14 protein-coding genes and 1 tRNA gene are annotated in these 14,529 nt (G+C 42.3%); 3 read left to right on the forward strand and 12 right to left on the reverse strand.

From position 1 onward, the window contains the following. Positions 1-19 precede the first annotated feature (19 nt). Both trxA and C1A09_RS11550 read left to right on the forward strand, forming a co-directional pair. Positions 20-334 (forward strand): thioredoxin, encoded by a 315-nt coding sequence (gene trxA, locus C1A09_RS11545; protein WP_101544327.1) that lies wholly within the window; start codon positions 20-22, stop codon positions 332-334. An 18-nt stretch (positions 335-352) separates the two neighbouring features. After that, complete coding sequence (locus tag C1A09_RS11550; protein ID WP_101544329.1) at positions 353-685, forward strand: hypothetical protein; 333 nt, start codon at positions 353-355, stop codon at positions 683-685. A 252-nt stretch (positions 686-937) separates the two neighbouring features. Here the strand turns inward: C1A09_RS11550 and C1A09_RS11555 are convergent, their stop codons facing one another. From C1A09_RS11555 to C1A09_RS11590, 8 genes are all read right to left on the reverse strand, one after another. After that, entirely contained in the window at positions 938-1,156 is a 219-nt protein-coding gene (locus tag C1A09_RS11555) for an immunity 17 family protein (RefSeq protein ID WP_101544331.1), read from the reverse strand. Between the two features lie 67 nt (positions 1,157-1,223). Further along, complete coding sequence (tsaE, locus tag C1A09_RS11560; protein ID WP_101544334.1) at positions 1,224-1,649, reverse strand: tRNA (adenosine(37)-N6)-threonylcarbamoyltransferase complex ATPase subunit type 1 TsaE; 426 nt, start codon at positions 1,647-1,649, stop codon at positions 1,224-1,226. A gap of 71 nt (positions 1,650-1,720) precedes the next feature. Next, on the reverse strand, positions 1,721-2,554 hold the full coding sequence (locus C1A09_RS11565) for a metal ABC transporter permease (protein ID WP_101544336.1): 834 nt from the start codon (positions 2,552-2,554) through the stop codon (positions 1,721-1,723). 41 nt (positions 2,555-2,595) lie between these two features. Beyond that, a complete protein-coding gene (locus C1A09_RS11570; RefSeq protein ID WP_101544339.1) occupies positions 2,596-3,024 on the reverse strand; it encodes a phospholipase in 429 nt (142 codons plus the stop codon). Between the two features lie 80 nt (positions 3,025-3,104). Continuing rightward, complete coding sequence (locus C1A09_RS11575) at positions 3,105-4,367, reverse strand: 3-phosphoshikimate 1-carboxyvinyltransferase (protein WP_101544341.1); 1,263 nt, start codon at positions 4,365-4,367, stop codon at positions 3,105-3,107. Positions 4,368-4,529: 162 nt separating this feature from the next. Further along, positions 4,530-5,156, reverse strand: a complete 627-nt coding sequence (locus tag C1A09_RS11580) for an aminotransferase class IV family protein (RefSeq protein ID WP_101544343.1) — start codon at positions 5,154-5,156, stop codon at positions 4,530-4,532. After that, positions 5,140-6,123 (reverse strand): aminodeoxychorismate synthase component I, encoded by a 984-nt coding sequence (locus tag C1A09_RS11585; RefSeq protein ID WP_101544344.1) that lies wholly within the window; start codon positions 6,121-6,123, stop codon positions 5,140-5,142. Before C1A09_RS11585 ends, C1A09_RS11580 begins: the two co-directional genes overlap by 17 nt. A gap of 3 nt (positions 6,124-6,126) precedes the next feature. Next, positions 6,127-7,722 (reverse strand): aspartate:alanine exchanger family transporter, encoded by a 1,596-nt coding sequence (locus C1A09_RS11590; protein WP_101544346.1) that lies wholly within the window; start codon positions 7,720-7,722, stop codon positions 6,127-6,129. Positions 7,723-7,859: 137 nt separating this feature from the next. Here C1A09_RS11590 and C1A09_RS11595 point away from each other — a divergent pair, with 137 nt between their 5' ends. Beyond that, the gene (locus C1A09_RS11595; RefSeq protein WP_101544348.1) at positions 7,860-8,249 is read left to right on the forward strand and encodes a DUF2721 domain-containing protein; all 390 of its coding nucleotides are present in this window, start codon (positions 7,860-7,862) and stop codon (positions 8,247-8,249) included. A gap of 25 nt (positions 8,250-8,274) precedes the next feature. Here C1A09_RS11595 and C1A09_RS11600 read toward each other — a convergent pair whose 3' ends face one another. From C1A09_RS11600 to aroB, 4 genes are all read right to left on the reverse strand, one after another. Continuing rightward, entirely contained in the window at positions 8,275-11,523 is a 3,249-nt protein-coding gene (locus C1A09_RS11600; protein WP_101544350.1) for a S41 family peptidase, read from the reverse strand. A gap of 34 nt (positions 11,524-11,557) precedes the next feature. Further along, positions 11,558-12,331, reverse strand: a complete 774-nt coding sequence (locus tag C1A09_RS11605) for a DnaJ domain-containing protein (RefSeq protein ID WP_101544352.1) — start codon at positions 12,329-12,331, stop codon at positions 11,558-11,560. A gap of 265 nt (positions 12,332-12,596) precedes the next feature. After that, positions 12,597-12,670: transfer RNA gene (locus C1A09_RS11610), tRNA-Pro, on the reverse strand. Positions 12,671-13,318: 648 nt separating this feature from the next. After that, the gene (gene aroB, locus C1A09_RS11615; RefSeq protein WP_101544354.1) at positions 13,319-14,380 is read right to left on the reverse strand and encodes a 3-dehydroquinate synthase; all 1,062 of its coding nucleotides are present in this window, start codon (positions 14,378-14,380) and stop codon (positions 13,319-13,321) included. Between the last annotated feature and the right edge of the window lie 149 nt (positions 14,381-14,529).

Genomic DNA, 14,529 nt, shown 5'->3' on the forward strand with positions numbered 1-14,529 from the left:
ATAATTAATCATTAAAGAAATGGCATTAGAAATTACAGACAACAATTTCAAGGAGATCCTGGCAGAGGGTAAACCTGTAGTGATTGACTTTTGGGCACCGTGGTGTGGACCATGTAAGATGGTAGGACCTATCATTGATGAATTGGCCGGAGAATACGAAGGGCAAGTTGTCATTGGTAAATGTGATGTAGATGAGAATGGTGATGTTGCAACTGAATTCGGTATTCGCAATATTCCTACCGTACTTTTCTTTAAAAATGGCAAGTTGGTAGACAAGCAAGTTGGTTCTACTCAAAAAACTGAATACGTTGCTAAAATAAAAGCATTGTTATAATCTTTAAATAATAAAGTTATGGGACTAGAAGACGATTTTTTGAAGAATGATGTCGATGACGAAAAGACCATTGAGTACATCAAAAACTATTTGCCACAAGAGTTGAAAGAGAAGTTCTCTGACGACGAGTTCTATTATTTTCTCGATTTGATTGACGAGTATTATTCAACCAGTGGTATCCTTGATGTGCAGCCTGATGCCGAAGGATATATCGACATTGATCTCGGAAAAATCGTGGACTACATTATCAAGGAGGCTCATAAAGATGAGATAGGTGACTATGAACCGGAGGAAATTCTTTTCATAGTGCAAGGTGAGATGGAATATACCGAATCTTTGGAAGATGAGTAGCCGGGCGAAATAGTGCCTGTTTCTATTCCTGAGGATGAATAGAAAATATTTGTATTATGCGCATCTTCTCCCTGTATGGGGAGGAGGTGCGTTTTTCTATATAAATAAGATAAATGCAGTATTCTTTTGCTAAAAAGTGGATGTATATTTAACTTTCACATGGTTAGTGCCATTAAAGTGGCACTACTGTGCCAATATAATGGCATAAATGTCAGACCTATATATGAATACAGGGAATAAGGTGATTGTCTTTTACCGTGTTTCGGGCATATTCAGGAAAAAGAATAGAGCTGTACAGATAAGTATAAGGCCCAATACGCCATAGAACCAGCGGGCTTGCTTTCGACCTACGTTGCGCACGACAAATTGTGTGTTCTGAGCTGTAAAGAACCATTCCCAGTCGAGAAGCGCCGCCAGTAGAGAGATGATGCCTGCAGCGGCAAAGATGCCTTGTACGATATATTGGCTCATTAGAAATAAAGAATTAGAATGAAAAATAGAGAGAGATAAAAAAACACTTAGGAAAGAGCTGGAAATTTTATTCAAAATCCTCCAATGTAACCTTGCGTTCTCCGTTTTCTACTTCTTCAATCGTAACCTTGATGGCATTACCCGGCAGAAGTTCTTCAATCAGTTCCGGCCATTCAATGAAACAAAGCGCACCGCTGTAGAAATAATCTTCGTATCCCATATCATAAACTTCTTCCAGTTTTTTGATACGGTAGAAGTCGAAATGATAAATTAATTCACCGGCAACATCGGAACGATATTCATTAACGATGGCAAAAGTGGGGGAGGTGATGACGTCGGATACACCAAGTTCCTCACAGATTGCTTTGATAAAAGTTGTCTTACCGGCTCCCATTTTTCCGTAGAGAGCAAAAACGGTATTGTCACCCATAGCTTCGATGAATTGGCGGGCGGCTTCATGAATTTGGTCTAATGACTGAATTTTGATTTCCATTGTTACAGTTTTTGATATTCACCACAGAAAACGTATCGATTGCAGAGGTTTATTTGTATATATCTATGTAATCAATCTGTGGTATGAAGTAATTTCTTGGGCAAAGATAGATAAAAACTTTTTCCGGCCTTACAAACTGCGTAAATAATAATGGAGAAGAAAATAATGGCAGCACCGGAGGGCACGTTGAGATAAAACGAAATCATCAGTCCGCCCAGGCAACTGAGGTAGCCTATACCGATGGACAACCAGATGATACGATGAAAACGGTGTGAAAAGAGATTAGCCGTCATCTGCGGTATGGTAAGTAATGAAATCACCAACACAATACCCACCATGCGTAGACAGGCTACGATAGTCAACGCAATGAACATCATCAATACATATTCGAACAACTGTACAGGGATACCTTGCGAACGTGCAAATTCGCGGTCGAACGCTACATAGATTATCGGTCGAAGATATAGTATGAAGAAAAAAGCAAGGACAAGGGCAAGTCCACATAACAGTGCAATGTCTCCTACCGTTATTGTAAGTATATTACCGAAAAGATAAGCTGATAAATCGGGTGCAAAACCTGGAGAAAGAAAAGTGAACATGATACCCAATGCCATTCCCAATGTCCAGAACACGGCAATAGCAGAATCTTCACGCATATCTTTCCGCTTACTGAGCCACTCTACTCCGAAAGCCGACAGCACTGCGAAAATTGCGGCTGATAGGATAGGTGAAATACCAGTATAAAGCCCTAAGCCGATACCTCCGAAAGAAGCATGTGTCAATCCTCCACTGATAAATACCAACCTGCGGGTGACGATATACGTACCAATGAGTCCGCAAACGATACTTGCCAGCAGACTACCTATAAGGGCATGTTGAAAGAATGTATATTGCAGGAGCTCCATTGTTCGGTTAAAAGTTAAGAATTAAATTTAGTTAGGTAACTTCAGGCATGAGGAGTGATACGGCGTTCTCCTATAATCAAAAACACCTCATCTTTTATATTGTCAGGTAATGCAATACCTCGTAACTGCAAGCTACGCACCCATCCGGCAACATCGATATCTTGCATGGTATAAAAGATGTCACGGAATTCATCTTCCTGTTCTGGAGTATAGGCTTCGGGGGCGATACCGATGTACTTGTCTAGTTCCTCGTCGTCGTAATATTCTATCTTTCTACTTACAGCAGCCAGCAGACTGTCACGTTCGCAGATTTCATGTTGTCCGCAACACTCCGCATCCACTTCGCGTACTTCGGGCATAGCATCCAACTCGCCACGGTCAATCTTCTTTTGAAGTCTCCAGTTGCGCAATATTCCTGCCGCGGCAGCTACTAGGGCAAGGACGATCAGACTAATAATCAGTATCCACATGAGTTTCCTTTCTCTGAAAAATATGTCCTTCTAATGAACGGACAAAGATACATATTGTTTTACTGATTGCAAAATCACGGCTAAGATATTGCTTGAATCTGGAAACCGGCTTTTTGTAAATCTTCCCAATAAGCGGGATATGATTTGGAAACCACTTGTGGCTCATCAATACGAATTTCAGGAAACATGAGACTGGCGGGGGCAAATGCCATTGCCATGCGATGATCTTCGTAAGTGGATATCACAGGGATTTTCTCTGTGGGACAACGTTCACCATTCCACGTCAGAATACTGTCTTGTTCAGAACGTACTATATATCCCAACTTATGTAGTTCAGTGATGAGTGCCGTGATACGATCGGTTTCCTTTATCTTAAGACTTTGTAATCCGGTGAAGCGGAAAGGAATATTCATCAGGCAACAAGTTACAACGAATGTTTGTGCCAGATCAGGGATATCTACCATATTTTCTACAAGATGAGCTACGGGAGTCCCTTTGGGAGTAAGTTTTACACCCCGGCCGGTATATTCGGTACAGACACCTAGACGTGAAAAGATTTCCGCTCCGCGACTATCACCTTGATAACTGTGGGGAAATAAACCGGACAATTCAATTTTAGAAGTTACCGGTTCTGTCTTTGCTCTCTTTTTCATGCCTTCAAGTGCCAACATTTGATACCAATAGGAGGCGGCACTCCAATCACTTTCCACAGTGAATGGTACATCCTGGTAACCACCGGGTTGCACGGTAATACTGTTTTCTGAGGTCCATTCAGCGTGTCCGCCGAAGTCACGCATCAATTGCAGTGTCAAGTTGATGTAAGGGCGAGAAATTATGTTCCCCGTAAGGTACAGGTGTAATCCCTCAGGGAGTACGGTTCCTATCATCAGCAGGGCAGATATATATTGTGAACTGACATTTCCAGCGAGATAAATCTCATTCTTTTGCAGCTCAGTGCCGATGATACGAAGAGGTGGAAAACCTTCATTACCGATATACTCGATATTTGCGCCGAGTTGGCATAAGGCATCTACTAAAATACGGATAGGGCGCTGTTGCATACGTGGTGTACCGGTAATAGTATGTGTACCGGGTGTTACGCTAAGGTAAGCGGTGAGGAAACGCATAGCTGTTCCGGCTGCCATGATATCTATGTGTTCCGGATTATCTTGCAGGGCACGTATCATAACACGGGTATCGTCACAATTACTCAAATTGCATGGTATCTGTTTGCCATGGGAAAGAGCATGCAAGACAAGTACACGATTACTGATACTTTTGGACGCAGGCAACTGTATAGTGGTTTGCAACGGTATTTCGGGAGCGGAAATGATATAGCGCATAATTGTATTCGTTAATTTATAAGTGATATTCTACTACAAAAGTAAAATAAATCTTCGGAAAATGGAAATTTGATTATTAGGCATTTTCCTTTGCTGTATTCCAGAAATGTGTCGGAGACAGATAGAAGCTAAATATGTCTGCCGTTTCTTTAAATAGCGGAGTTATCTGCATAGTCCTGAAGCTTGTAATACTGTACCAGATTTTGTTAAGGAAAAAGGTAGTTCCAACTCCCCCCAGTCTATCATGGCATTAAAAAGGCGGATGGTGGAATAAGACGGTATGTCTTCAATACAGATATTCCTTTCCACAAGGATCCCTTTATCCAACAATTCGGTACGTTTGGTACCTTTCATCAGAGGGTATTGCGGAGTGTACCAACACTTGCTGTCGGAGAAGGCAATGTTGGCGATGCTGGTATCTGTAAGCAAGTTATGTCGGACAATCAGAATGTCGTCACAGGAACCACGTTGTGTGAATAACTGATTAAGTACATCACGGTTCGTATTTTTATAGGCGTAGTCGATGTTGTCTGCTTGTATCAATGCCAGTGAATGGACAGGTCGTATAGTGTAGGGGGTACAGGTTATTTCTTCGATACCATCCCGGCTGTAAATTACCCGTAATTTATATATACCGTTTTCGGGAACGGAAGGCAGATAATTTGTCAATTGTAGAGCAGGGCTTTCCGGCCAGAAGTGGGTACGGGTATTATTCAGCCGTTGATTATGGTAGGATAGATTACATATCTTGCCGTGGTCTATACGTATGGTTTCAATAAATCGGTACATATATCTTTTGTTTCATTTCGTTATATTCGTTTTCCCAATGGCTTTTGGCTGTAATACCACCTCCTGCTTTGAAATAGAGGCGGTCATTCTCTTGTTCGATAAAACGGATCATGACGGCACTGTCCAAATGTCCGTTATCATAGTAACCCATGACCCCGGTATAGAAACCTCGTTCGTAACCTTCTGCTTGAGTAATGATTTGCATGGTGCGGGGTTTGGGAGCACCGGTAATGGAGCCGGCGGGTAATAATTTGAAAAGAATGTCACCGATATGCGTTGTATAATCATCAGGCAGTATACCGCAAATTTCGGAACTGGTCTGGAGGATACTTCCTCTATTAGTTTGTAGGCGGTCTATATAGCGATAAGATTTGACCATAACATGGTTGGATACCATACTTAAGTCATTCCTTATCAGATCTACGATGGTGGCATGTTCGGCGGTTTCTTTTAAATCGTTCAGCAATGTTGTTTCGGCATGAGGTAAGGTCGCGTCAATTGTACCTTTCATAGGGAAAGATTTTATTTTCCCTTCTTCGATCCGAATGAAGATTTCAGGGGAAAAACAGACGAACCTGTCTTTTAGCCAAAGTTTGTATAGAGCCTGAGAGTGGAGAAATATATCTTTCAATGCCAGATTGGTACTGATGGGAACTTTACATGTTAGATTGGTCAGATAACTGTTTCCTGCCAGTATATTTTGTTTTACATGATCGAAAGAACGTTTGTATTCACAAGGAGCCGGTGCACTGTATTTCCAGTCTATTGCTCCGGTATATGGCGGTACATCATTACCGGCATTTCCTGTTTCTCTGAACTGGAAGAGACAGGATGCCGCATCTATTTTGTTGATTTCCTCGATGAAAGAATGCTCTTGGAGGTAATCAATAATAAAGAGAAACGGAAGATTGTGTCGGGCTAATTTATTTATTCTATTGATAGCTTCTTCTTTACTATATGTTTTCATCTCTTAGACCACTGTCGCAATTATTTGTATAAACAGAATAAGGAATACCATGGCAATGGGATATACCGTTGCATAAGCTACACTGGGAATATTGCTGTCTGTCATAGAGTCGGCGGCTGCAAGTCCTGGTGTACTGGTCATTCCACCGGTAATGGTTCCCATTAAATCAAGAATGCTGATTTTGAAAATGAACCGTCCGGCAAGTACGGCTATCAGCATGGGAACCAACGTAATGGCGGCACCTACTCCGAACAGTAACCAACCGCTTTCTTGAAAAGTCGCTACAAGATTTTTTCCTGCCGATGTTCCTACCTCAGCAAGAAACAGTAAAAGACCTAACTGACGTAATAATTGGTTGGCATGGCCGGACATCGACCAGATGATAGGACCGGTTTTACCGATTGCACTCAAGAAAAGGGCAACCATCAGGATACCGCCTGTCAGCCCCGGAGAAAAGGACAAGCCGCCAGGAAAGGAGATATTCAATTTACCAAACAATACGCCAAGTACGATACCCATAGCGATAGGGAAGAAATCGGTGTCGGATAATTTCTTGGCATTATTTCCCAACAGGCGCGCCAGGCCTTTAATGCCTTCTTTTTCGCCTACTACCATCAATTTGTCGCCGAATTTCAAAGCAAGGTCGGGTGAAGGTGACAGGTCGATGCCGCTTCGGCGGATACGTGTCACCGTACAACCAAAATTTTTCATCAGGTTGAGGTCGCCCAATTGTTTGTTTATCATATCTTTTTTAGTTAGTAGCAAAGATTCAATTTCCTGTGTGTTTGCCAACGGTAACTCACCTTCCTCCCTTTCTCCTACCAGTACTGCGAGCTGATTTAAGGCGTCTTCACTGCCTACAGCTTGTATGTAGTCTCCTTCGTGGAGTACGGTATGGGCAGTCGGAATGGATATTTGTTCTCCGTGTTTATGGCGGGAGATTACTGCACCGGTCATGGCGCGGGCGTTGATTTGTGCCAGACTACGACCGAAGATTATAGCATTAGTGATACGGTAAATGCAGGTATTCAGTTCTGGGTATTGACCGCGACGCTCTTTTTCAAGACGACGTGCTTCTTTATCCAGATCGATATGCATAACACGGGGAAGTAGTTTTACAAACAAGATAACCCCGATAACGCCAAACGGATAAGCGATACCGTAGGCAATAGATGCCAACGGAGAGTGGGTACTGTCTATGGCGACAGCAAGTCCGGGAGTACTAGTCAGTGCACCTGCTATCAGTCCTACAACACTAGAGGTGTCAATATCGAAAGCATATTTAAGTCCGACAGCTGTCAGCGCTGCGGAACAGATGATCAGCATGGTAATGATGATAAGTGTCTTTCCTTTACTCCGGAAGGAATCAAAAAAGCCAGGCCCTGCCTGGATGCCTATAGTGAAGATAAAAAGTACAAGGCCGAAGTTTCCAAGTTCTTTGGGAATGACAACGCCAAAGTGTCCGAAGAGTAGGGCGATGAAAATTACTGCGGAGACATCAAGGGATAATCCTTTGATTTGAATTCTTCCCAACATGAAGCCTAAAGCCACGATGAGGAAAAGGGCGAAATAGGAGGAATTGAGCAGGTCTGTAAACATAGGTTTAGAGAGTTGTTTTTTAGGAAACAAAGATAAGGCAAAAAAGTGAGATGGAAAAAGTATTATCTTCTGATGATAAACATGTCGTTACATTCTTTCGTTTATATTTGCAGATATAAACTTAGAAACTGATTCTTATGCAAATAGATCTGACTACTCCCGCTTTGCTGTTTTCGGCAATTTCTCTGATTATGTTGGCATATACTAACCGTTTTCTGTCTTATGCCAGCTTGGTACGTACTTTGAAGGAACAACATCAGAAGAACCATTCCTCGGTGACTGCCGCACAGATTGCCAACTTGCGAAAAAGACTATACCTGACACGTGCTATGCAGGTGTCAGGTATAGCGAGTTTATTACTGTGCGTAGTCAGTATGTTCTTTATTTATATCCGGCTTTATCTTGCTTCGGTCTATATTTTTGGCCTTGCTTTGGTATTGCTGATCATTTCGCTGGCCATTTCGGTGTACGAGATTTATATTTCGGTGAAAGCGTTAGAAATACACCTCAATGATATGGATGAGTAAATCCATATCATTGAAACCTGTTTTTTTACTTATTTTCATCCAACTCTTTCAACAGCTCTTCCACTGCTGTCTTCAATTGTGTGTCTTCTCCTTTGACGATAGCTTCAGGGTCATTGGCCACTTTGATATCCGGTTCCAATTGGGTGTTTTCCAGATAATTGCCATCAGGCAGACGATAACCTATCACCGGAATACCGAAAACAAGTGATGTGTCTTGTAAGCGTTCCCATGATACACTAGTCATGGTTCCTGGAACGGGCATACCTACCAGCTTACCTAATTTCTGATGACTGTACACCCACGGTGTACCATGTGCGTTGGAATAATTGGCTTCGCACGTCAACATGATGGAAGGTTTGTTCCAACGGCGACTGGGCATATCGCAGGCTTCACGTCCACGAACTACCTGCGTGAAATACTTTTTACCACTGAACAACACCTCTATATCTTCGTGTAGACGACCACCACCGTTGAAACGAGTGTCAATAACGATACCCTCACGATTGTTGTATTTTCCTAAAATGTCCGAATAAACGGAACGGAAACTGTCATCGCCCATCGACTCGATATGGACATAACCCAAACGACCGTTAGACCATTTATCCACATCGGCAGCACGTTGTTTCACCCAACGGGTATAGAGTAAATCGTTTAGTGTACCGTTACTGATAGGGATTACCACTTCTTCCCAGCGTTCTTTGGTTTGTGGATTGTAAAGTGAGACGAGGGTTTTCTTCTTTGTCTTATTATTAAGTAAGGTATAATAGTCCATTTCGGGAGTGATTTCCGTACCATCAATTTTTTCGATTACCATACCCGGTTTTACTTCTGTATTAGCTCTGTCGAAAGGACCTTTCTCTATCACTTCCGAAATAAGCATACCTTTACCTATGTAATTCCAATCGAAGAGCAGTCCCAAGCTTGAAGTCGGTTCACTTTGTCCACTTGGATAATAGCGTCCTCCAGTGTGCGATACATTCAGTTCGCCCAACCATTCACTCAGTAGTTCGGCAAAGTCATAATTATTGTTGATGTGGGGTAGGAACTTACGATAAGCAGCACTCATGGCATCCCAATCTACACCGTGCATATTGGTGTTGTAGAAACGTTTTTGCTGTTGTTTATACACATGGTCGAACATATACTCGCGTTCAGCTTCCAAGTTCATCTTCACATTGGCACGATAAGTGATAGGTTTCAGGCTATTGGAGACCATATCCATCTTCTTCATGTTACTGCTACCCAGCAGGAAGAGATTCTTTCCCCCCTTATCCAGCTGCATAGAAGCCCATCCTGTGTCCATCTTGTGGAGTAATTTGGTGTCTTTTTTTCGAATATCCATCTTCCAGAGGTCATATCCCCCTTCAAAAGCTGCGAAATAGTAGAGGGTTTCACCGTCTTTGGAAATGATGGCATTACCCAGATCGGAAGAATTTGGAGTGAGACGTACAATGCGGTCTTCGATGTTCTTCAATTCTACAACGATCTCCTTTACTCTTGTTTCGGCATCATTATCTTCTTTTTTGTTTTCTTTCTTTTTATCTTTACTGTCAGCATCTTTCTTCTGTTCTTTTTCCAGTTCCTTACGCAGTTCGTAATCTTCTTTACTCAGGCTATATTTGTCGTAAGCATCTTGATTGAGGAATACCAACATGACGTCGTTTTGCGAACCCCATGACGCATGAGCGCGCATACCGTAACGCTCAGTGATGAAGAGAATGGCATTGCCGTCAAGTACGAAACGGGGAGAACCACTCATATATCCACTATTCGTTAGATTGGCAATCTCACCTTTACCATCTGCACTGACAAGACCTATATCAGAGTATGGGTCGTGCTTGTTTCCTGTAAATTCAAGGGTAAACCATTTGCCATCGGGTGACCAAGAATAGTCAAACCCACCACCGGTACTGTACCAGGTTGATCCGTCGGTAATTTGGCGCACTTTCTTGGTTTCCAGATTAAGTACCATCAATCGGTTACGGTCTTCAATAAATGCTAGTTCTTTACCATCAGGAGAGAATTGCGGATACGCACGCTCTATGGTAGCGGACGGTAGCAATATTTCTTCGTTGATAATAGTTGCATTGGGGAAATTGGGGTCTTCTTTCCGGGCGATTTTGGCTAAAATCAATTGCCAGTTACCATTACGCTCGCTGGCATATGCCAAAGTGCGATTATCCGGAGCAAAGGTAAGCCCGGCTTCACGTGCTGCAGTATGCGTGATTTGCTTGGTAGTGGTATAGTCTGTCGAAGTAACGAAAACTTCACCACGAACGATGAAAGCGACCTGTTTGCCATCCGGAGAAATGGTAGCCGAAGTTGCTCTGTCCGAAAAGACCAGATTGACTGATTGGGGCTGGTCGTCGCGTATCATTTCTATCTGTACCTTTTGCGGGGCAGAACTGTTCTGCTGAGTATAAATCTCACCATTGTATCCATAACACAATGTTCCATTGTTACTCATAGAAAGGAAACGTACCGGATGAGTCTTGAAGTCGGTTATCGCTTTTACCGATTGCGGTCGGTCGAGTGGAAAAGAATATACATTGAACGAACCGCCATCTCGTTCGCTCAAAAAGTAGATGGTTTGTCCGTCGGGAGCCAGTACCGGATTACGGTCTTCGCCGGCATGTTGGGTAAGGTTGATATGTTTCCCGCTTTGAATATCGTACATCCATACGTCACGGGTGATGGACGATGTGTGATGTTTTCGCCATTCATCTTCGAAACCTTTACGATCTTGATAGAAGAAATGATTACCGGATTTATCGAAGCAGACTGCTTCGGCAGGTGTACCCAGTATTTGCTCCGTTCGTCCGCCGGTTACAGGAACTTTGTAAAGTTCAGTCATGGCACCGGTGGGAAACAAGGCACTGCTTGCCGGATCTTGAATAGAGGCTGAAAACAATATGTATTTACCGTCTGGTGTAAAAGTGGAAGGAAGTTCACCTGCCGAATTGGTAGTCAGGCGTTGTGCCGTTCCTCCATTGGCAGACATTACGAATACATCGAAGTTGCCGTGCCTGTCGCTGGCAAAAGCGATCTGTTTACCATCGGGCGACCATACAGGTGTACATTCGTATGAGTTTTGGGTTGTCAGTTGGATAGCTGTTCCGCCTTTTGCAGGCACTTTGTAAATATCTCCTTTGTAGCAAAAAACGATTTCCGAACCGTCGGGTGAGATACGTACATCACGCATCCAGAGAGGAGTGGCGGCATGGCCGGTCATTACTGTGAGAAGTAATGTAATGGTTACGAGAAGTTTTTCCATAAATACTGATTGATATTGTTATTAATGGCTTTTACTATTTCATACCTCTTGCTTTGTAGATTTGTTCTTTGGCATTGTTAATATTCTGGAACTTTTCTTCGGCAGCCTTCTTTATATCTTCTCCTAATGTTGCCACTTTGTCGGGATGATGTTTCAAGGCTAAGCGGCGGTATGCGGCACGTACTTCGTCATTGGTAGCAGTGGATTCTATTTCGAGCACTTTGTACGCTTCTTCAAGTGAGTTTCCACCCAGATTGAGCATGGAATTTACTTCGGCTGCCGAAAGCCCCATATATGTGGCTATTTCCTTTAGTGCTTCTATTTCTTTCAAGCAAACGTGACCGTCACTTTTGGCAATTTCTGCCAAGAAAACAAGCAATTGTAGACGTTCCTCGTATGTGAGGTTTACGGCAATTTGTTTTCCACAGTCACGAATGGTATTTTTAAAGGCAAGAGGATCTTGTTTTTCCATCTGTTTACTTTGCTCAAAAAGGTTGAGCAGTATCTGCTCACCTTCATTTACTGCTTCTTCACCGAAAGTGGTTCGCAGGAAACGGCGGACAAATTCCATTTCGCTGTGCATAATACGTCCGTCAGCCCTGATGATGTACGAAGCCATAACGAGCATAGAGAAAAGAAAGCTGTTACGTTGTCCGTAGTATCCTTTGGCCTGTTCGTCATTATAGCGATTATAGTAGTTATTGTCACTGTTGTCAAAAAGCGAACCAAAGGCATAACCTGCCAATGCTCCCAGTGGACCTCCGGCCATGAAACCGATGATACCACCAATCCATTTTGCTGCTCCCATAAATTTGTTTTTTACTTTTGCAAAAGTAACTATTTCAGTTAAATTATAGAAAGACGGGACTGATAAAATCCTATATATATAATTTGTTTTAAGTAAACTTTACTGTCTTTTTCAAGTTACAAATAGTGGCAAATGTAATAGTGGAAATATTTTGTTTTTATCCGGTATAGAAAATCTGTCAGTTCCAATAAAGTGTTCTATAAAGCAGGGATGGATAAAATAAAAAAGGAATCAAGTTTTCACTTAACTCCTTTTATTCAGCTTGTCGGGGCAACAAGATTCGAACTTGCGACCACACGCCCCCCAGACGCGTACTCTACCGGGCTGAGCTATACCCCGAATTGCGGTTGCAAAAGTACGGCATTTATGGAAAACTTGCAAATTTTCTGGCTTCTTTTTTAGAATGAAAAATAGACTGTGGTTGAAGAAAGTGTGATAATACTTTGTTTTATAGTGGATTTGTGAATGATTGAAGATAGAACTTTTTTATGTCGACTGACATTTTGTATTTTCAACCGTAACGAGAATTCTTTGTTTGTGGGTGGAAAGACAGTTAGCAGAAAACAAACGAATGAAATCTGATAAGTTTCTGTAAGATAGGTGAATATAAAAATATATACAATTCTGTAATCTGGAATGAAGCGTTTTTGAATGGACAAATGAGAGACGAACAGTGAAATATATACTTTTTTTTCAGTAGATGTATATGTCCGTTTGGTGGCATCTATATGTGGATCGCGAACCGTATATAGATGGGACACGTTACCTATATAGATAGCATGTGTTCCATCTATATGCACCACGTCTGAAGTAAGTTTATTCGTGGAAGAAAATGCTTTTCTTGTCCGTTCGGATAGTTAATACCTATATCTGAAAGTTGTATGTAAAGGGGCTGAGACTTTTTTTAGGAGAGTTTTAGAAAATAAGTATGTCAGCAAAAAGGGGATTTTGCTGACATATTGAGAGTGGCAATAAAAAAGTGGAATGTCATACCCCCATACATTCCCGATAGAAATCAAACATTTCGAAAATAGTGGCTTTATCTGTCGTCTGGTTGAGACAGATTTCACCGACTTCTTTCAGTAAAGTAAAGTTGATAATTCCGGCAGCGTTCTTTTTGTCATGTCCCATTAGCTCGTAAAGGCGATCGTACTGCTTGCAGTTAAAGACAAAACCACCATAGTTCTCGTTGACGAACTGAATGACTTGGCGCATTCTGTCTTTCGGGAAACCGACTTTTATATAGGAAAGATATAGTTCGCAAACAAGCCCCCATGCCACGGCATAGCCATGTAACACGGGACGGTTCTCTGCCAACGCGAGACTTTCGAACGCGTGTCCTACGGTATGTCCTAAGTTCAGTGCTTTCCGAATGCCATGCTCTTGAGGGTCTTGTTCCACGATATCTTCTTTTACCCGGACAGAACGGCCTACCATTGTTTTAAGACCTACATAATCTATTTTTTCGGTATCAAAAGAAAGTAATTCGGCAAGGTGTTCCGGAGTACTGATAAGGCCGTGTTTCAACATTTCGGCATATCCCGAAAAGAAGTTGTGCGCATCAAGGCTACGGAGGAATTCTGTTTCTAACAATACGCTGGTAGCAGGGGCGAAGACACCGATTTCATTCTTCAATCCGTTAAAGTTGATACCGGTTTTGCCACCTACCGAAGCATCGACCATGGCAAGCAGGGTGGTGGGAATATTAATGTAAGCAATTCCCCGCTTAAAAGTGGAGGCGGCAAAACCACCCAGGTCGGTTACCATGCCACCGCCCAGATTAATAAGCAGAGAATGGCGTGTGGCGCCTTGCCCGCTCAGGGCTTGCCAAACGGAAGCCAACGTTTCCAGGTTTTTATGCAAGTCTTCTGCACCAATGATGATTTCTGTGGCATTCTTTAAAACGGCAATGTCTTTCAGTTGTGGCAAGCACAAACGATGGGTATGTTCGTCAGTGAGAATGAAAAGCTTATCGTGGGGACATTGTTCAATGGCAAGCGTCAGGCTGTTTCCCAGTCCTTCGCAGAGGATTACTTTTTGTTTACTCATTCTTGATTATGGATTACGGATTACAAATTATGGAAGGAAACAAGGGATTTCCTTCATTTATTGTGGTACAAAGATAGCTCTTTTGACAATAAAATGTTATCTTTGTCCACTGAAAATCTATGGATTTGTAAGATGTGGTTATTATCTGC

The organism is Bacteroides cutis (assembly GCF_900241005.1).
Taxonomy (GTDB): domain Bacteria; phylum Bacteroidota; class Bacteroidia; order Bacteroidales; family Bacteroidaceae; genus Bacteroides; species Bacteroides cutis.

Excerpts from the sequence above, each read along its gene's own strand:
- C1A09_RS11600 (WP_101544350.1), bottom strand. The coding sequence starts at position 11,523 with ATGGAAAAACTTCTCGTAACCATTACATTACTTCTCACAGTAATGACC.
- C1A09_RS11550 (WP_101544329.1), top strand. The coding sequence starts at position 353 with ATGGGACTAGAAGACGATTTTTTGAAGAATGATGTCGATGACGAAAAG.
- C1A09_RS11605 (WP_101544352.1), bottom strand. The coding sequence starts at position 12,331 with ATGGGAGCAGCAAAATGGATTGGTGGTATCATCGGTTTCATGGCCGGA.
- aroB (WP_101544354.1), bottom strand. The coding sequence starts at position 14,380 with ATGAGTAAACAAAAAGTAATCCTCTGCGAAGGACTGGGAAACAGCCTG.
- C1A09_RS11580 (WP_101544343.1), bottom strand. The coding sequence starts at position 5,156 with ATGTACCGATTTATTGAAACCATACGTATAGACCACGGCAAGATATGT.
- C1A09_RS11595 (WP_101544348.1), top strand. The coding sequence starts at position 7,860 with ATGCAAATAGATCTGACTACTCCCGCTTTGCTGTTTTCGGCAATTTCT.
- C1A09_RS11585 (WP_101544344.1), bottom strand. The coding sequence starts at position 6,123 with ATGAAAACATATAGTAAAGAAGAAGCTATCAATAGAATAAATAAATTA.
- C1A09_RS11590 (WP_101544346.1), bottom strand. The coding sequence starts at position 7,722 with ATGTTTACAGACCTGCTCAATTCCTCCTATTTCGCCCTTTTCCTCATC.
- C1A09_RS11570 (WP_101544339.1), bottom strand. The coding sequence starts at position 3,024 with ATGTGGATACTGATTATTAGTCTGATCGTCCTTGCCCTAGTAGCTGCC.
- C1A09_RS11575 (WP_101544341.1), bottom strand. The coding sequence starts at position 4,367 with ATGCGCTATATCATTTCCGCTCCCGAAATACCGTTGCAAACCACTATA.
- trxA (WP_101544327.1), top strand. The coding sequence starts at position 20 with ATGGCATTAGAAATTACAGACAACAATTTCAAGGAGATCCTGGCAGAG.
- C1A09_RS11555 (WP_101544331.1), bottom strand. The coding sequence starts at position 1,156 with ATGAGCCAATATATCGTACAAGGCATCTTTGCCGCTGCAGGCATCATC.
- C1A09_RS11565 (WP_101544336.1), bottom strand. The coding sequence starts at position 2,554 with ATGGAGCTCCTGCAATATACATTCTTTCAACATGCCCTTATAGGTAGT.
- tsaE (WP_101544334.1), bottom strand. The coding sequence starts at position 1,649 with ATGGAAATCAAAATTCAGTCATTAGACCAAATTCATGAAGCCGCCCGC.